The sequence below is a fragment of the Streptomyces sp. NPDC090083 genome, from assembly GCF_044747445.1.
Lineage (GTDB): Bacteria > Actinomycetota > Actinomycetes > Streptomycetales > Streptomycetaceae > Streptomyces.
Window position 1 is genome coordinate 109,475 of record NZ_JBIVED010000017.1, and the last position, 17,699, is coordinate 127,173.

The window sequence follows — 17,699 nt, forward strand, 5'->3', positions numbered from 1 at the left end:
GTGAAGGCTCTCAGTCAATCCATTGATGCCGTGGCAGATTGGGTGAGAAACCCACCCAGCACAAGTACGGACGATGAGAGAATCTGGATCGTCAGATTCTTCGTAGTTCGGACCTGTGGATATCTAGAACAGGTCGTGTACGAATCAGTTCGTTCATATGTGGACGCTAAATCAGGTGGTCCTCTTCGGGCATACGCGCAAACCTGGATATCCAGGACCAGGAACCCGTCTCCGGAAAACATGCTCGATTTGGCTGGCCGTTTCGGCGGAGCGTTCGAAGATGAACTGCGCAGTTTGCTGGATCAGGATGACCAGCGGCTATATCGCGAGATTTCACTGCTAGTGAACCGACGCCACAAGATCGCACATGGCCTCAATGAAGGGCTGACGGGAACGAAGGCGCTGGCTCTGTACGAGTGCACTCTAGAAGTGGCCGCATGGTTCCTCGATGCGTTTAACCCTGCAAACGGCCCGAATCGTACTAAGAAGGACCGGTAGCGTGGCCAAGGCGAGCGAGCTGGCTGTCGACTGATCAGGTTCGTGCCAGCTTCCAGAACTGAGGGACTCGCGCGCCTCGTCACAAACCGACCGTCGCCGATTGCTCTAACCGACGACACAAGCTATTAGCGTGGCTGGGGCCAGTGGGGGTACAGCGAGGCATACGCGTGCGTGCTTGGCCAGTGCACCCGCCGTCGTGGCTGACTTTCGTCGGCTGAGGTTCGTGCCAATGTCAGGAGCAGCAGCGGTCAATGAGGGTTTCCTGTGGTCCCAGTTGCGGGCGTCCACAAACAGAAGTTCTCGGCTCCGCCGTCGTCAATGGCGCCCGCGTAGCGGTGATGGATTCCCTCGCGAGTTGCAGCCGCGACGGACCACCGCAACTACTGGGAGACCAGCGCGCAGCCAGGTCGTGTGGCGCAGCAAAGGCGGTATGGCTCCGCGCCAAGCCAGTCCAGCTCGGATGAAGCGGTTTGGTCGGCACTCGGGTAGGCGGCCGGCCGTGAGAAGAGGCCACCGGCCGAGATTGTCAGGGATTCCATGGCACCAGGCCGGCGGCGAGGAGACGACGGGCTGCAGCGGAGTGGAGACGGTTGTAGAAGGCCTGGTGACTACCGAAGGCTTCGTTCCGCCGGGCCGGGTTGTCGAGGTCGAAGCCGAATCCATAAAGCACCAGGACTCGGCGGAGTCTGTCCGCGGCGGCGATCCACTCCTGTGGTGGTTTGATGCGGGCGCTGGCACGTATGGCGCCAGCCGAGTCCTTCAGGGTGAGCTGGCCTCGGTGATACCGCAGTTGCCAGTCGGCCGGGGTAGGGACAGAGAAGGCTTCGAGGACCACCAATCGGAGCCCGGAGTTGCAGACTCGATGGACTTGCAGCTCCAGACCGAGTCCGTCGGGGGTGCCAACGGCCAACATATGTGTGGGCTCCATGATGGCCAGGGCAACCGCTCTGTCTTGGCCGACTGCGCCGGGCGCTGGAAGAGCATTGAAGCCGAGGGTGTCAAAGGGCGGCTCGGAGCTCAGAGCCAGCCGGACGTCTACGTCAGCCCGTTTCAGGATGCGGGCCACATCGGGATCCTGATGCCAACCTGGGGGCAGAGCCTTCAACAGTTGCTCGCCGAGCTCCTGGTGATTCTTATGGAAGGTCGTGCTCGCGACGTAACGCACCCGATGGATGAAGCGGTGGAGAAGGTCCTCCCAAGGGGCTTCCTCGTCCGTCTCCTTGTCGAGCGGGTGCGCACCGAGCTCCTGCATCAATGTCTCGAAGGCTGACGTGTCGTTGCGGGTGGCCGCTGCCACGGCCTTGAGTAGCGTATAGCGGGTGTGCTCGATGAGCGGCACTTGCTTGGCGAGAGCATCCACGTCGATCTCGCTGACGATTCGGTTCAACAGTACCGCCGCTGCCTCGTCTTCCGCTACAACCCAGGCAAGCGCGCAGGCCAGGCCCACGTTGTGCACGAGCATCTGTTCCGAGAAGCGGTGCAAGGAACGAGGTCCAGTATGGGCGAGGAAGCTCTCGAACTCCGCCTCGGCCTCTTGCCAGCGTCTTTGAGCAGCCAGGGCTTCAATCAGGAACCGCTGTACTTCAGCAGAGTTGCCTGTCCAGATTCCGCCGTAGGATGCCAGCGCCTCCCGCGCTGCGCGTTCTGCTGCCTCGGCGTTGCCCTCTTCGAAGAGGCGTCCAACATTCCGTGCCTGCGCCATCTCGGTGACCTTGGAGGGCATGGGGAGCCTGCCACTCAGAGCGGTAAAGGCGCGGTACAGGCGCACGAGATTCTCATCATGTGCATGTCGACGCAGTAACTCTTCCAGGATTGCTGCAGCCTCTGCCGTGAGCACTGCGGCGGCATTCCGTGCAGATTCGTCCCGGCAAATGCGCTCGATATAATTGAGCACAGGGGTGAGCAGCTGAACTGCCTGATTGGATTCTCCGGGCAGCTCCGCGATCTGATGGGCGTGGGCCAATTGAATCCGTGTCTGAGTCTGCAGGAGCTCATTCGCTGCTTCGATCTCGTCCAGCCAGGCCAGCTCAAGTCTCAGCAGCTCTATGGCTTCGCGGACCTCTCCCTCGAGTTTTTTGAATCCCGCAAGGTTCCCGAGCAGAACGGCTGTGTGGTTGTCCTTAACGTCCCTGCGGCGGGCGTGCGCTGCAAGGGCGGCCGCGTGCTGGGCCAATTCCCAGCTCCGGTCGGCATGCCCGACCTCCATGGAGACGTACAGCCAGCGGTCGGTGTGGAATGCAGAGCGGGAGAGCGTTTCTTTGCTGCCTGGCGCGTGTTCGTAGTACTGGCGGAGGATCTGCTGGAGAACGGCATTCATCGAGACGGTGTCGTCGATGCCGACCAGGGAATTGCTGGACAGCGGTGGCAGGGGCTCCGCATAGCGGACGAACGATACCTTCACCAGGGCGCGGAAAATCTCCCGAATTGGCAAGTCCTCCTCATCGACGGCCGTGGGCAACGGGGTCGACGGGACGTCTTCCGGGGCGAAGAAGGCGCTGACTACGGCCAGATGGATGGGAATGCGTTGCGGGGCGAAGTTCGTCAGGTAGCCAAGGACTTCTCGCACTTGCCAGGACAATAGTTGGTGTCCCGCTAGAAGGTGGACCAGCCGGGTCATGCTTACGTCTACCGCAGCGACTAGGGTGCGCGGGTAGCCGTGCGGTACGGAGAAGCGATCTTCCAACGCTCGTGTCAGCAGCGTCTGGCGATATTGGTCGATCCGGTCGATGGGGATGCCGCAGCTCCGGAGATAGCCGCAGGCCAGTTCCATCGCAAGAGGCCACCCTTCGAGGGCTTCTGCCAGAGAGACCAGAGCTCCCCTGTGGCGTTCGGCGTCACTGCCTGTTATAGCGAGCCGACGTGTCATCAGCTCGCATGCCAGGTCAGTGCTCATTCTGTCCATTGCTACTCGATGCCCTGCCCACGTCCATCCGGCATCGTCGATGGATGTGATCAGTACATCCCCACAGCCGAGGCGGGGAATCCAAGCCGCAACCATGTCGGCGAAGGCGTCATCGAACACAATCAGCCAACGCCCGGGCAGCGCGCTGAGCAGTTCGTGCACCTGTTCCCGAAGGTAGTCCACGTTGCGCGCAGAATGCCAATCATCGGGCAGCACTCGCAGGTGCCCACATAGGCACCGGAAGGACGCTGAAAGGGATTCGGCCGTGGAGGCGTCTACCCAAAAGATGAGGTCGTACCTGTCCGCGTGCTCCGCGATGTAGGCCGCTGCTGTGCTCGACTTTCCGATGCCAGACAGTCCGGTGATCACACAGACCTGCACTCCGCTCGGAGAATTGCTCGCCGTCGTCAGAGCGGCGGTGATCTTCGCAAGGAGCGCTGGGCGGACAATGTCCGGTATGGGTGCGACAGTTCCGTAGATCACACCCCAATCCTTGCGACCCAGCGCGCGGATCAGGACGTCGTCTTCCACCAAGACCGCCTGCGCGAAATCCGCGATGCTCCAGAAGGCCTCTTGCGGGGTCGCAGCCCGTCGCAGGACCTCAGCCGTCAGATATCCCAAGACCAATCCAGCAGACCGCTCGCCGAGGCCAGCCAGGTGCCGGGTACGCCGTTGACGTAGCTGGTCGTGCAGGTCGCTGCGTAAGACGGTCTCTTCTCGTACGTCGAAGACGATCCGGCACCGGCTCAGACGCTGAACCTCTTCCGCAGACAGTGCCTGCAATCGCGCACGAGCCTTCGGAGCCATGGCCAGTAACTCAGTTAGGTGGTTGCGGAGTTCGTCCGGATCCTGGTTGCGGGCCATCAGGATCGCGGCAAGCGAACGGCATTTGGCGTCCGGCACCGCAGCTGTGATCAACTCGTACGCCGCAGCGTCACACTTGATGACCATCTCGACCAGCACGGCGAATGCCTCCGGCGCGCTGACTCCTCGGCCAGGAGCAGCACTCTTCACCTGGGCAGCCAGCAGACATTCGCCCGCCCGGTCGACCAGATCAAAGTCGACGACATCGACAGCATCAGCCGTAGTGCCCGGGACAGGGCCCTCGATTCTGCACCCCTCGACGTCGGCGCGGTCCAAGGCCGCCAGTAGAGCTTCCAAGGTACGAAGGTACTGATACTGGAAACCGCGCGCGGCCACCCGACCGCCGTCCATGCTGTTCACCAGTCACGCCCCCCGTGTGCGGTCGACAGTGCCTTGAGCGTATGAGCCTAGCCAGCATCAGCAAGGTTGGGCCGTCCGAAGCCACTTGACAGCGTCCAACGACGGCTAAGGCTCCGCCATCCTCTGGGCAGCTTGAGTGTGTCGTTGCGTGGTTCTGCAGTGATGTTGTCCGCGAGGTTGAGGCCGCAACCTCGGGTGTGAAAGAGCCGGCTGCCTCACTGACAGCCAGCGCGTTACGCAGCGGGCACTCCCCACATCTGGTCAGACCTGGACAGGCATCGTGCCAGATGCGTGCCAGGTCGTGCGGGGAACTACGGGGAGCAGCGGACACTGAGTTGGTGGGCAGCTGGACAGGTGCTCTGCTCCACCGCAGGTCAACCTGGCAACCAGCCCTACATAACCCAAGCTTCCCAAGCTCAGGGCTCAGTCCGACAGAATGCGGGGGTGTCCCTTGATGCCATTGACTCCGTGGACTGGTCGGCGATACCCAACCCGACGTGGGACCAGTGCGACGAACCGGAGCGGGTTGCTCACGCACTACGACTGCTGACGGTGTCCACCACGGCCAACGAGACTGGCGACGCCGCGTCTCTGCTTGCCGGTGGGGGATTCGTCTGCAGCCACGCTGCCATGGTGTTTCCGGCGGCCTACGCTGCCACCCCGATCCTGCTGGATCTCGTCGAGCATGGCCGGCGGCCGCGCATCAAGGAGGCAGCCCTCGGGCTCCTGGCAGACGCACTGGGCTACTTTCCGACCGCCGGCAACAATCGGGTGGACACTCCCTACGGCACCGACGTCCCGCTCTGCTGCGCCATCGCACGCCTCATTCGCGGCCGTCGCAGCGCTCTTCTCGTCCATGGGAAACGTGGCAAGCGACTCCTGGCAGAGGCAGAGTTTCACTGGCGGATGACCATCGAGGAGACAGAACTCCAGCCTGGCGGCACTCTGACCGCCCTCGCCACGCTCGAAGGCACCCCCTTCGAAACACCGGGCGAGGCCGAGGTCCACGGCCCGCATTCCGAACGATCTGCAGCCTCCGTGTGGATCGACGCACTGACGGCCGACGTCTCAGGCGCCGCGTGCTTCCAACTCGGCCACGTACAGTACGAGGCCCTCCCAGGTTCGGTCCTCTACCCAGCTGAGTGCGGCCGACGCGAGCACTGACCTCATTGCCAAGTCTCAGCGGTCGCACCACAACCGCACCAGATCGAGCGGGGAACAGCGGGGAACCACGGTGAAAGCGGCCGAGCCCGACGAGGCCGAGCCTTGACCATTCACGCAGGTCAGCACCCGATACCGCCCTAACTACCCCCAGCTTCCCAAGCTGATGAACTGAGCACGGTCTTCGCACTGGTGTCTCTGTCCTCACCGTTATGGGGAGATCGTTCAGGGTGGTGTTGTTCTGACGCGGCCCTGAGGGAAGAACCCTGGCGCCCCATCAAAGGTCGGCTGAGGAGACAGGCCCGTGACAGAGCACGACCGAGCGCAGACATCAAAGCTGACGACCGGCCACGCCCAGAAGGTACTGAGTCCTCAGCACCTTCTCGATGCCCCTCTATCTGAGCTTCTCGCAGAACTGAACGTTACGTTGGATGAGTCTTCGATCACCGACCCAAAATTCTCGGGTGCCGCTGTCGTCACCCGAGACCGTGTGATCCTTTCGATGAGGCCAGGTCAGCCGGACTCGGAGCGCGACGCGGTTGCGCGAGCATTGTTGGGTTACGTACTCGACGTGCCGTTGTCGCCGTTGCCTGATCCGTACCGCATTAGCGAGGTCTGAAGCAGTCAGCCGGTTGGGCCGACTCTGGGCCGTCCGAGGTCGCTCGGCAGTGGCCAATGACGACCAACGACGACCACCAGGCGCACGATCCCACCGCCTCCGACCAGCAAAAACCCAGCTCACCAAGTTCCCCGGCAAGACCCAGGGCAAGAAGACAGATCATGCCTGCCGGTCGAGACTCGCCGTCAGCGGTGGCGGGAGTGTTGGCCGGTGGGCTTCAACGATCGAGGCTAAGTACCGGAGACCGTGGTGCACATCGCGCTTCCGTTTACGAGCACATTGGTGTCATAGGACGCGCTACCCTCGATCTTGAACGATGCCCCTCCGGCAATGTTCGCGGTGAGCTTGCCGATCGTCCCGTCCTTCGCTGATTCCTCGACCGCGGCGGCATGCTCCTGCGTCAATCGCAGACGCACCTCCCGGCCGACTTTGGTCTGGCTGTCTCCCGAAGCGAATTGGAGAGTGATGGTGCTGCACGTGGTCGAGGCCATACCCATCAAGATTTTCCAGTCCGTGCTGTGATCGTTTGGGTTCGTCTCTCCAACGTAGTTGAAGGTGTGGTCCCCCACACTGACGGTCCTCGGGTTGTTGAAGCCGCCGCAGTCGAACACGTCGTTGTTTGACTGGCAGAGGGTCCAGAGGGACACGCTCTCCGGACGGCTGGGCCGGGTCGGGGGGGCATCAGTCAACTGGTCACTGTCCGTCGAGCCGCCCTGTGCGGCCGATCCGAAGTCAGAGCTGTCAGTCGTGGCCTCGGCGGAGGGCGTTTCACTGTCGGCAGGCGTGCTCGCGTCCGGCGAATGCTCGGAGTCGCTGGAAGCCGAAGCGTCGGAGCCAAGTGAGTTGTGGCCGTTGTGACTACCGCAAATGGCCTGGTCGTGACAGACGTTGTCCGTGCAGCCAGCCGTGGTCAGGCTCATCAGGAAAATTGCCACGATCACGGCAGCAGCTAGGCGGCGGCTCACTTCTTTCCGTTGCTGTTGCCGACAGTGTTCCCATCGTTGTGTTCACCGCAGACTGCCGTCCCGTGGCAGCTGATGTTGTGGCCGCCACCGTCCTCCGGGGCGAAGGCCTTCCAGGCTCCGAAGCCGGCTGCGGCAACTGCGGCTAACACGGCCAGCGCCTTGATCCAGACAGCTTGTCGCTGCGCGCCGTTCATCTGCTGGGGCATGTGTGGCTCCAGGACTGAAGTGGTGGTAGGGAAGACCACCGCGAAGGTCGATTACTGCCAGATTTACCAGCCGTTACGCATTCCTCCGCATGACTTCAAACCCGAGCATGCAGAAAGCGGAAAATGATCAGACGTACCGCTCGACGACGTTCATCAGATGAACGAGTTCCAACTACGACATCCGCTTAGACGGGGGCGTGCCAGCGCCTTAGCCCCAATCATGCGCAAGTCCTCGCGGTTTGCTTACAGGGGCTCTGTGTTTGTGTGTCGCAGCTTTCGGTGCTGTCACCGTCCCGTCCACATCTGGCGCTTCCGGTCCGCCAACCGCCAGATCCGTCGGCGGACTTCAGCCCGCGCGGCACGAATGGCCCGCAGGGCGTTCTTCCCGGAGGCCGCGGGGGTGTCAATGAGCCGGAGACCATCGGGTCGGAGGCCACCGGCCCGGACACGGCCGGCTTGGCCCGCAGCGTGGCGACATCCGCGAGGCAGTCCCGCCCCAGCACGACCGTCAGGGCACGTCCAGCAGCATCCTGCCCGGATCGTGCACCGCACGCGGTTTCCGCCACAGCGTCAGCGCCGCCGATATGGCGGTGTCTAATCAGGCCTTGCGGACGGTCTCGACCAGCAGCGCGCCTCCGGACTGCGAGACCACCGTCCGGCCGCCGCCCTCGATGCGAACACGCGGCTATGTGACCCGATACGCTTCTTCCTCCGGAGAGTGCTTCTTTCCGTGCAGCCAACAGGACCCTAGACAAATCCCATCGTTGCAGTTCAGGGGCACTCTCTGCTTATTTGATCAAGCCTCGGACGCCCCAACTCGGGAAAGCCCGAGGCTAGGAACGCCATAGAGGTCGCCGGGCGACTGCCCGAGCCCGAAGCACCCTGAGTGTCTAACTGCGTGACAACGCCGACGAACAGCGTCGGACGGTAGCGAACGTCGGCAGACCATCAGCGCAGGTGAGAGGCGCCGCAGGCCAAGGCAGGAGGGCATCCCAAGTTGCTTCGCGACGAAGCGGTCACTGCGTAACAGTGCCCCGCATTGCCGACGAAGCCCCCGCCTGTCTCGAGTGCAGCCAGCCTATGCGGTTCGGTGGCTTCGCACTCTCCAAGCGGGTGGATGATGGCCAGCGGACTTATCGGGCGCTGTGGCGGTGTGCAGGTCGGCATGTCTGGTGGGGATAGGCCGATGTGTCAGGTGAGCCGCTAGAGGTCTGCCCCTTCCCTATGCTGGACCTCTGACAACCACGAGTGACATCAACGGGCAGCGGACGGTGACGCGAACCAGCGGCCGTGTGCGATAGCAGTGCACGAGGCGGGCCCCTACCGGACCGCGGCAAGGTCGAACTTCCCAAGCGGGTTCAGCCAGCCGAGGGCCATCCGTGGATTCGCTCCGCCTGATCGGCCACGGCCGGGGCCACCTCCTGCTGCGTTGCGCAGACCCAAAGGTACCTTCGGAACCGAGCTCAAACTCGGCTACCTGTGGACGCAGTAATCCGCTGCAGCAGCTACGAATGAGTCCATCGCTGCTCTGGATGTCTCTGCTCTTCGATCCAACTCCTCTAAGTCGCTGGCCTCTTCAATGGTGATCGATACATCGAAGGCGGTCATCGCTGCATGAACTACGCCGTCGGGAACGCCGGTGAGTCGAAGCCGGAGGAGCCGAGACCTGCCTAAGGTGCGCGCTTCGAAGCAAGCGTCTTTGGCCTCACGGTATGTGTCATTTCCAGTCCCGTAGTCACGTCTGGTTGACCAGCGCCAGATTTGCCGACGGCGGAGTTCAACCAACGCCTCCGCGAGATCGCAAATGGCCGTCCGCTGCTCCTGCCAGTGCCTCTCCTGGCGTGCAAGTTCAGCGGCACGGTCGGTATGGCGGTTGTGGAGGATCCCGGTAACGATGGAACCGCCCAGGGTGCCGACGACAGCGATCAACGCAACAAGGACAGCCTGCATGGAAACAAGTTGAGCATCCTGCGGCCTAGCCTGACGAGGCCGCGAGCCCACGCAGTCGCGGCGCGGGGGCAGGTCCCGCGCTTCCTACACCCTGCTAGGCGCCCCACAAGCGCACCAGATCGAGCGGGGAACAGCAGGGAACCACGGTGCTAAAAGGAGCCTTACCCGACGGCGCCATACTTCAAGCGTTAGCCCTGGTCAGCACCCGAAGCAGCCATGAATGATCGCAGCTTCCCAAGCTGAAGTAGCAGTTGTCCTGCCGTTCGTCCGGGCTGCGGCGCTGGGGCGCCGGTCCCGGCCGAGCGGCAGGACAACCAACCGCCACCGAGCAGTGGTTCATGCCGCAGGAGCTTCCCGAGGCGAGAGCCGAGGCGCCTTCGTCGTCATGTCACTCGACTCCGCAGCAAGCCCGGCCGCAATCAACCGCGCCACCAGCTCGGCCGCTTCAGGCCGAACGGCCCCGAGCTGCACGATCCCGTCACCGAAGACGTTCACGTCGGCCACCAGGCCGGCGAAGTCGGAGTCCAGGCCAAGCAACACGAGCTGATCAGCCAGGGTGCCGGCGCCTCGCCGTGCGCGGTTCCAGCCGCGTACGTAGGGCACACCAGGCGACAAGTTCTCGGCTCGTTTGGCTACCACTCCGCGCCGGTCGGTCATGACCTCAGGCCCTTCCCTCGTGTTCTTCGGCAATGGACGATCCGTGACTTCCGTCGTTTCCGTCTCGGCGGTATCCGCTTGCCAGCGCCAGGCGAAGGAGTTCTGCGAGGCGCTCGGCCGTGGCGGGGGACACTCGGCCCAAGTCGACGAGGCCGTGCCCGAAAGCGTTCACGTCCGCGCGCAGGTATGGGAAGTCCTTCTCCAGGCCGGCGCGAACGAGGACGTCTCGCAATGCAGTTGTCGCGTCTCTGGCCGCGTACCAGCCGTCGCTGTCGAGAGGCGACCACGCGGCAGCGTCGCGTCCGTGGGGCGGCTCATCCGGCATCTGTGGTCGTCTCCTCGGGGAGGGCAACGACCGCCGAGTAGGGCGTTGGGTACTCCTCGTCGAAGCGGTCCATCCTTGCCAGGAGTTCCGCGGAGGCGACCAGGACGGTTGCGAGGGCGACCGGGCGCCGCGGATTGGCTTCCGGTCGGCGCGTGGGTGCGCGAAGCCATTGGTAGCGGTCCTCGGCCAGAGGGATGGCTCCGGGGACGACGATGGCACAGCCGCGGTCGAGGTACCGGTACGACGGTGGTGATGACGTTGCGCGTTCGAGGTAGTACGTGAAGACCTCGCGGCCATCCGAGCCCAGAAAAAACCCGACTCGCTGCGCCTTGCGGTCGATGACCGCCGGCCCGAGCAGCAGGCCATTCCGTCGAAGCCGGTCGAACATCTCCATCCCGAGGCGCTGGTCCACGCTCAGCACGTCGAAGAATCGGCCGGTCGACAGCGCGCAGGGCCTTCGGGGATCGTCCGCCCAGACTTGCCGACACTCGGCGGGATCGTCTGCTGCCGCGGAGAGCCATTCCATGCCACTTCTGGTAATCCTCTGCACGTCATCTCACCTCGGTCAGAACCCAGTTGCGGCCGCAATGCCGCCTGGTGTCCAGACTCATGGGCATCATCCTGGTGAGGGCAGATGACGAGAGGTGACGGGGGATGACGCGTCCCGGGTGCGCGCGTCATCCCCCGTCATGGGTCAACAGCCCACGATCTCCGGTTACTTGCAGCGCACACCGGTGAACAGCGCGTACATTCGGTCGGGAAGTCAAAGAATCGCGTGCCCTAGAAGTCGCACCCATGTACAAGTGGGGAGGGAACGGTCACGTCCTCGCTGGAGCCGATCAGCGTTCACTTACGGCAAGCCCGTGTAGGTCGCGGCTGGAGTCAGCCGCGGTTGGTGCGGGAGTTGCGTCAGGTTGCGCTTCGCCGTGGCCACCAACTTCCGTCGGACGCCAGCGTGAAGCGCCGAATCGCCAGTTGGGAGAACGGGCATAGCGCGCCGGACGACTTCTACGGTCCTCTGCTGTGTGAGGCGTACGGCCTGAGCGCCGCCGAGTTGGGGCTGAACCACGAGGGTCAGCGAGACACCGGACTCCTGGACGCCAGTTACCCGGCAAGCCCCGAAGGAGCGATCGAGACCGTCGGCCTGCTATGGCGCGCCGATCTGAACCGGTACGAGCCCCTGTTACAGGCCGAGCCGTCCGAGCCCGCATGGAACGAAGCCTCGCTTCGGTGGCTGGTCGCTCCCGAGCCGGCCGTTCCTCGGCAGTACCGGGACGGAATTCGCGTCGGTTTCGGAGACGTGGCCGCCATCAAGACCACGGCGGACATGTTCGCCGAGTTGGACGACCGTTTCGGTGGCGACCACGCTCGGCACGCAACCGTCCAATACCTCAGCACCGAAGTGACACCGCTCCTGCGCGGGCAGTACAGCGAGCAAGTCGGACGGGCCCTGTTCTCCACCGTGGCCGAGGCAACTCTCCTGGCCGGTTGGATGTCCTACGACGCCTGCCGCCACGGCTTGGCACAGCGGTACTTCCTCCAGGCCCTCCGACTGGCCCAGGACGCCAACGACCGCCGACTCGCCGGAAGCATCCTGTCCGCCATGAGTCATCAGGCGACGTTTCTCGGCCGCTTCACCCAGGCCGCGACCCTCGCCCAAGCGGCCCTCATGGGCATCTCTCCCGTGGCTACTCCGACCCTGCGCGCCCAATTCCACGTGATGGAAGCCCGCGCGCTTGCCCGAACTGGCGACGTAGGAGCCTGCGAAGCCGCTTTGAGCGCAGCAACCAGGGCGTTGGAGAGCCGCAACAGCGACGACGAACCCGAGTGGATCAGCTACTTCGACGAGACCGAGCTTGCCGCCGAGGCTGCGCACTGCTTCCGTGACGTCAACAGCGCCCGGCAGGCCGTTACTCACGCCGAGAACGCCATGAGCGGCAGTCACATACGAAGCGACTTCTTCGCCACGATGGTTCTCGCAGATGCGCACCTGCGTGCCGGCGACGTCGAGGAGGCGTGCAGAGTGGCGCTCGATGCGCTGGACCTCGGCGAACAGCTTAAGTCAGCCCGATGCGTCAGCTACCTCGCTGAGTTTCGGCAGGGCCTCGCAGCCGTCGGAAGCACCACCGAAGCGCGAGCCTTCACGGAGCAAGTCGAGGAACACAGACTCTGGGTGGCTTCTGAGGCTCACGTCAGCGTCTGACTCCCTCGCGTAGGGCCGCCGCTCAGAACGGGCCCCACGCGTCTCGTCCCTCACCGGTACGCAGTGATCGCACACGCCGCCCGAACTCCGCCGCCGCACGCTCGCCGCTGGCGACCTGGTGGCCGAGCCAAGACACCATCATCAGTTCGCGGAGATCCGCCAAGGTCTCGTAGCCAGGCCAGTTCATGACGTCGAAGCCGTATCGGTGAACGAACTCGGCGTACTCAGCCTTCGAGTGCCAGCCGTACCGGTCGTAGAACATCGCCGTCTGGATCAGATCCCACTCGCGCGGGGCCAGTGCGAAGCCGTCGAGGTCGATGAGTACCGCGTGACCGTCCCGGTGGCGGAGCACGTTGCCGATACTCGCATCCCCGTGGATCATCCCGAAGGGGAGGACGAAGTCCAGCCGGTCGTAGTCCTTGTGCAGCTTCGCGGCACGGTCCTCCAGGAACGTGCAGTCTTCCTCCGGGACGCCTTCCATCTGCCTCAGAGAGCCCAACAGCTTCGCGAACGGGTCAAAGTACGGCAGCCTCAGGAACTCGGGTTCCTCAAGCCAGTGAAGTCGGCGGAGCAGGTCGGCCAACTCGCCCACCGTGGCGTACTCCTCGTGCTCCTGGACGCTTTCCCAGAAGGTCACCACCCGACCGCCGATCACTAGCGGCTGTGTGACGCCGGCCGGCACCCTAGTAGCCGGGAGGCTTTCCTCCTCCAGCCACCGCGCGACCCGTACCGCCCGCTCCATGTCCTCCAGGACGTCGGGGTCCCGGGCAACGCGGACGATGATCGGCGACTTCGATAAGCGGTACACGGCGTTGGAGCCGAGCCTCAGCAACTCGGCACCATCCGGGTCCAGTTGGGCCTTCGCGCACGCCTCACGCAGGACAGCCCCGAGGCCCTCCTCCGTGAACTCCGTGCCGCCGTCCTGGTCCCCGCCGCTGCCCCAGATCATGCCTTCGACCATACGGCGCCGCCTCGCCGCTCGACAGGCCGCCCACGTAATAGGGACGTGATGACCTTGCTCAGCGAGCCCTGCGGATGCCGCTCCCCCGCAGCTCAGGACCACAAAGAAGGCACGGTCTCATCCGGGCTCCGGAGCCGTGTGCGCAGGTTCGAATCCTGCCGGGGGCACCTTGTATTGGGTGCCCAAAGACCCCGCCATCAGCGCACTAGCTGAAGACGGGGTCTTCGCGTGTATGCAGGCGGATGCCGTCGAAAGCAGCCGTTTGCCAGTGATCACGTTGTAATAGCGTGTTGATCTTGAGGGGCTTCGCGGCAGGTCAGCGCGTGTTCGGCGCCCCTTCGACGTACCCCTGTAGACCAACCGTCCGCCGGTCTCGCGAGTCAGATCAGACCTTGTCGCCATTGGGGTGGAGGACGGCCTCGGCAATCTCACGTATGCGGTCCTGGGTAATGCCAGTGCGCTGCTCGACGGCGAGGGGATGGTCGGTGGGTTCCGGCTCGACGAAGGGACGCCGGCCGAGTGGACGGGTGTGTGCGTTCGTCTTCAGGTTGAGCGTGCTGGGCGAGTAGAGGCTCAACTCAGTGGTCAGCCAGCCGAAGTACGGCTTCTCAGCTTCGCGCCCGGGGGTGTTCCACATGTCCAGAGCTCGGGCGAAGTTGTCCCGGCTCAAAGAGACCCAGACGCCCCAGGAGAAGAGGTCTTCGCTGCCGATCACCGGTATCTCGATCAGGCCCTTGATGAAGTAATGCTGACCCTTGATGACGCACTGGTCGGAGGACAGCATGCTGTCGGGATCGTCTGCGAAGTCCTGGTCCCAGACGTCAGGAGCCATGGTGGAGTAGCTCATCGGAGTCTCCGCGTGGTGCTCCCCGCAGCATGAGCATGTGAAGCCGAGATCGTTAGCCATGGCCGGGAGCTTAACCAGCCACTGATCACACGCGATCGTCCACATACTCGCAGACAGACCGGAGCCCCGGGCTAGGCAGCCCGGGGCTCCGGTTCGTCAGTCTTGCGGTCGTGTCAGTCAGTGAGGCCATCCACCTCCCCCAGGACCTGCATGATCCGCTCGTTCATCTCCTGCTCCTGGCCGTCGATGCACTTGGCGTAGATCTTGAGCAGCACGTCGACCGAGTGGCCGGCGCGTGCCGCCACTTCCGGTGCGGGCACACCGGAGTTGAGTCACTGGGACACGCCCGCGTGCGTGCCGCAGGTCGTACGGCCGGAAGGCGAGCACCGAGGAGACCTGTTCGGGCAGGAGCGCCAGCTCTCGCGTCTGCTTCCACACGCGCGAGTACGACGAGGCCGCTACGACGTTGCCCCGCTCACTGGCGAAGAGCCTGCCGTCCTTGGCCGTGCCGAACTCCTTCAGATGCTCACGGAGCAGGCGCAGCAGCGGAGGCGGGATGGGCACGATGCGCACCTCACCCTCCGCACGCTGCTTCAGGCCCCTGGCTGTCGTCGGCTGAGGTTTGTGTCGCTGTCGTGCCAGATGCAGCGGTCGGCCACGATCAACGAAGGTGTCTGGCGGTCGAGTTGCTGGGCATCTCACCAGTCCTCGAAGCCCCAGTCACCGGCAGGACACCCCAGCCTCTCTCCTGTAGCGGAGGTGGCAATCCCAACTGGAAGACATCTGCCCGGTTGTCTGACTGCCCTGCGACCGGCTGATGATGGCCCCTCTCTCAAATACGGTCGTTACCGGATGACACCAGCAGCCCGCGCGGTAACCAACCAATCTGGGAACTCTTTCATGAGGCGGTCATACAAGTCCGCGTCTGAGCGCCTTCTCGGATGCTGACCAGCCCCGAAATACCCAGCGTTGTCGACCGTCCGATGGCCTAGAGTGTCCAGGCTTCTAAGGAACCGTAGGTCTCTGCTGAGCCCGAAGCCTACGAATTGCCAGAAGATTGGTAGAGAGCTAACTCGGCGCAGAAGCTCACGGGTCTCCCTCCGATCGAAGGGATCTCCGTCGGTCTGGAAAATCACGAACGCCGGATCAGAGGATCCACTGGCTTGAAAGTGGTCGACTACGGCTTGCATCGCAGGCGCGTAGCAGGTACCACCCCAGTCCAGAGCTGTGTGTAGGCGTTCGACGCGACCCTGGTAGTTACCCAGACTGATGTCCGTGACCAGGTCGACCTCATGGGAGAAGAACACCAGCGGCACGGTGCCATCGTCGTCCAGGTTCGCAGACAGCCCGAGTGCCTGCTCGGCGAGGTGCTGCATGGTGCCATCGTCGTAGAACCCGCCCATGCTCCCGGAGTGGTCAAGGACCAGGTAGACGGCTGCGCGCTGGCCGACAACACGATTCTTTGCCAGAGATACATGAGCAGCCTTGTAGAGGTCTACGAGCCCTGGTGCCGATCGCTGAACCTTTTCCAGACTGATGGCCGGCACCGGGGCCCCAGCAGGGCCGCTCGACTCCGTTACAGCGTCCGGAGCCGAGCCGTCATCGTCCACCACGACACCGAAGTCGGTCGCCAGACCTGCTAGACCGGTATCCCAGCCCTGCCCCACAGCGCGGACTTTCCAGCCTCCTGCCCGTCGGTAGAACTCAACCAACACGGCAGCCGTCTCACGATGGATGAACGGTGGGGGCATGAATGTGAGTTGTGTGCTTCCGGAGTCGATGACTGCCTGCGGGGTGTTGTCTGCGTTGAAGTGTGTTGCCGGCCCTTGTGGGTCGATGCTGGCGACGATGACGATGCGATCAACCGCGCCAGGTACAACAGACAGGTCCGCGCTCACAGACTGCCCGTCGAGGACGACGCCGTCCTGAGCCGAGTGGTTGTAGAACACCAAGTCGTCGTCGCTGCGCACCTTGCCGTCCTGTGACAGGAGCACGGCACACACGTCGATGTCGGTCTGGCGTGCGGTGAGGGTGACTTTGCGGTTCCCTGCAAGCAGGGGTGCGTTGCCACCCTTGGCAAGGGTTTTGGTCATCGGATGCCTCCTAATTAGCAAGCAAGTTAGACCTCAGTTGACCCGTTTGTGGCCTGCTCGACGACATCCATCGCAGCTAGTCGCGCCCCTCAACGCTATGATGGCCCTAGGAGACCTGGTCACTATCAAGTACGGCCGGATGGGATAGAGGCCACAAGGGCAGCGGCGCGGACGCAGTCTGAACGACGACGGCAGTATCGACTGCTGGGGCACTTACGGCGACCCGCACGAGGCGCTGCGCGGTCTGTAACCCCCTTGCCCTGACCTCAGGTCAACGCAGCACGGCCCGTCTCAGGTTCCGTCTCATTCAGCGCCGTTCGCGGCCGTTCGGACGAGACCGAAGCCAACCGCTGTCTCAGCATCTGGCCGACCATAAACGCAGGCGAACGCCCCTATACGCACCCCCGCTCGGCACCCCCACAGTTGAAAAGCGTGTTGCCCCCGTCGAATTTAGGGTGCGCCTCACCCGGACCCACGACACGTGATCAGGTGGGAACGTGGAGACCATCATCGCCAGTGCCATAGCCGTTCTGGGGACCCTGCTCGGGTCAGGGCTCACCCTGGTGTTTCAGCAGCGCACCACCGACAGAGGGCACCAGTTCACCCGCCGCGAGAAGCTCCGGCAGGAACGGCTGGATGCCTACTCCGCCTACGCCGGCGCGCTCCTCAACTACCGCCGCTGCCTGGTGCATCTCTGGTTCTGCGAGCACGAGCAGCCGCCACCGGAGAATCCCGACGCCGTGCGGATCCGCGCCTACGATCTGCGCTCCAACGCCCAAGAGGCACTGTTCCGGGTGCAGATGCTCACAGATGACGAAGTCCTGGCCCAGACCGCGGAATCCGTACTCACGGAGATCACGGCCCTGTCCAAGCCGGACACCAGAACCGATCTTGACCAGCGCAGAGTCAGCACCCGCGACAACGTCAGTCGACTGGTGAAAACGTCAAAGCATCATCTCTGAGACGCTGAGGCGCGTCCCGATGGACTCGTTCGCAGCGCAGGTCCATCACAGGGCGCGCACCAACGAGACCGCGCCACAAGCGCACTTGAAAGTGAGGGATCAGGGGGAAGCGGTCCGGCCGCGACG

Annotated in this window: 15 protein-coding genes and 1 pseudogene; 5 read left to right on the plus strand and 11 right to left on the minus strand. The window is 63.6% G+C overall.

Features of this window, described 5'->3' with window-relative positions; translation table 11 throughout:
• The first annotated feature begins 42 nt into the window (after positions 1 to 42).
• Entirely contained in the window at positions 43 to 498 is a 456-nt protein-coding gene (locus ACIPTO_RS40025; RefSeq protein ID WP_401200329.1) for a HEPN domain-containing protein, read from the plus strand.
• A gap of 526 nt (positions 499 to 1,024) precedes the next feature.
• Here ACIPTO_RS40025 and ACIPTO_RS40030 read toward each other — a convergent pair.
• Complete coding sequence (locus tag ACIPTO_RS40030) at positions 1,025 to 4,615, minus strand: NB-ARC domain-containing protein (protein WP_401200331.1); 3,591 nt, start codon at positions 4,613 to 4,615, stop codon at positions 1,025 to 1,027.
• Positions 4,616 to 5,068: 453 nt separating this feature from the next.
• Here ACIPTO_RS40030 and ACIPTO_RS40035 point away from each other — a divergent pair, with 453 nt between their 5' ends.
• Together ACIPTO_RS40035 and ACIPTO_RS40040 are read left to right on the plus strand one after the other, a co-directional pair.
• Positions 5,069 to 5,788 (plus strand): hypothetical protein, encoded by a 720-nt coding sequence (locus ACIPTO_RS40035; RefSeq protein WP_401200201.1) that lies wholly within the window; start codon positions 5,069 to 5,071, stop codon positions 5,786 to 5,788.
• A 301-nt stretch (positions 5,789 to 6,089) separates the two neighbouring features.
• Positions 6,090 to 6,404 carry a hypothetical protein gene (locus ACIPTO_RS40040; protein WP_401200204.1) on the plus strand — a complete coding sequence of 105 codons (315 nt, stop codon included), beginning with the start codon at positions 6,090 to 6,092 and terminating at the stop codon, positions 6,402 to 6,404.
• Positions 6,405 to 6,634: 230 nt separating this feature from the next.
• On the opposite strand, the gene ACIPTO_RS40045 is transcribed toward ACIPTO_RS40040, so the two are convergent.
• From ACIPTO_RS40045 to ACIPTO_RS40070, 6 genes and pseudogenes are all read right to left on the minus strand, one after another.
• Positions 6,635 to 7,345: a hypothetical protein gene (locus ACIPTO_RS40045; protein ID WP_401200207.1), complete on the minus strand. Its 711-nt coding sequence runs from the start codon at positions 7,343 to 7,345 to the stop codon at positions 6,635 to 6,637.
• A gap of 20 nt (positions 7,346 to 7,365) precedes the next feature.
• On the minus strand, positions 7,366 to 7,575 hold the full coding sequence (locus tag ACIPTO_RS40050) for a hypothetical protein (RefSeq protein ID WP_401200210.1): 210 nt from the start codon (positions 7,573 to 7,575) through the stop codon (positions 7,366 to 7,368).
• A gap of 286 nt (positions 7,576 to 7,861) precedes the next feature.
• A pseudogene (locus ACIPTO_RS40055) lies at positions 7,862 to 8,248 on the minus strand (transposase); the annotation flags it as partial.
• A 1,613-nt stretch (positions 8,249 to 9,861) separates the two neighbouring features.
• Positions 9,862 to 10,182 carry a hypothetical protein gene (locus ACIPTO_RS40060; RefSeq protein WP_401200213.1) on the minus strand — a complete coding sequence of 107 codons (321 nt, stop codon included), beginning with the start codon at positions 10,180 to 10,182 and terminating at the stop codon, positions 9,862 to 9,864.
• Positions 10,183 to 10,186: 4 nt separating this feature from the next.
• Positions 10,187 to 10,507 (minus strand): hypothetical protein, encoded by a 321-nt coding sequence (locus tag ACIPTO_RS40065; RefSeq protein ID WP_401200216.1) that lies wholly within the window; start codon positions 10,505 to 10,507, stop codon positions 10,187 to 10,189.
• Entirely contained in the window at positions 10,497 to 11,033 is a 537-nt protein-coding gene (locus ACIPTO_RS40070) for a bifunctional DNA primase/polymerase (protein ID WP_401200219.1), read from the minus strand. The genes ACIPTO_RS40065 and ACIPTO_RS40070 overlap by 11 nt, the downstream gene beginning before the upstream one ends.
• 429 nt (positions 11,034 to 11,462) lie before the next feature.
• Between ACIPTO_RS40070 and ACIPTO_RS40075 the strand changes: the two genes are divergently transcribed.
• Positions 11,463 to 12,710, plus strand: a complete 1,248-nt coding sequence (locus ACIPTO_RS40075; RefSeq protein ID WP_401200222.1) for a hypothetical protein — start codon at positions 11,463 to 11,465, stop codon at positions 12,708 to 12,710.
• Between the two features lie 22 nt (positions 12,711 to 12,732).
• Here ACIPTO_RS40075 and ACIPTO_RS40080 read toward each other — a convergent pair whose 3' ends face one another.
• From ACIPTO_RS40080 to ACIPTO_RS40095, 4 genes are all read right to left on the minus strand, one after another.
• The gene (locus ACIPTO_RS40080; protein ID WP_401200225.1) at positions 12,733 to 13,659 is read right to left on the minus strand and encodes a phosphotransferase family protein; all 927 of its coding nucleotides are present in this window, start codon (positions 13,657 to 13,659) and stop codon (positions 12,733 to 12,735) included.
• Positions 13,660 to 14,056: 397 nt separating this feature from the next.
• Positions 14,057 to 14,518 (minus strand): DUF2199 domain-containing protein, encoded by a 462-nt coding sequence (locus ACIPTO_RS40085; RefSeq protein WP_401200227.1) that lies wholly within the window; start codon positions 14,516 to 14,518, stop codon positions 14,057 to 14,059.
• Between the two features lie 173 nt (positions 14,519 to 14,691).
• On the minus strand, positions 14,692 to 14,838 hold the full coding sequence (locus ACIPTO_RS40090) for a hypothetical protein (protein WP_401200230.1): 147 nt from the start codon (positions 14,836 to 14,838) through the stop codon (positions 14,692 to 14,694).
• 525 nt (positions 14,839 to 15,363) lie between these two features.
• The gene (locus ACIPTO_RS40095; RefSeq protein ID WP_401200233.1) at positions 15,364 to 16,611 is read right to left on the minus strand and encodes a VWA domain-containing protein; all 1,248 of its coding nucleotides are present in this window, start codon (positions 16,609 to 16,611) and stop codon (positions 15,364 to 15,366) included.
• A 497-nt stretch (positions 16,612 to 17,108) separates the two neighbouring features.
• Between ACIPTO_RS40095 and ACIPTO_RS40100 the strand changes: the two genes are divergently transcribed.
• Positions 17,109 to 17,573, plus strand: coding sequence for a hypothetical protein (locus ACIPTO_RS40100; RefSeq protein WP_401200236.1), 465 nt, complete (start codon positions 17,109 to 17,111; stop codon positions 17,571 to 17,573).
• Positions 17,574 to 17,699 lie beyond the last annotated feature (126 nt).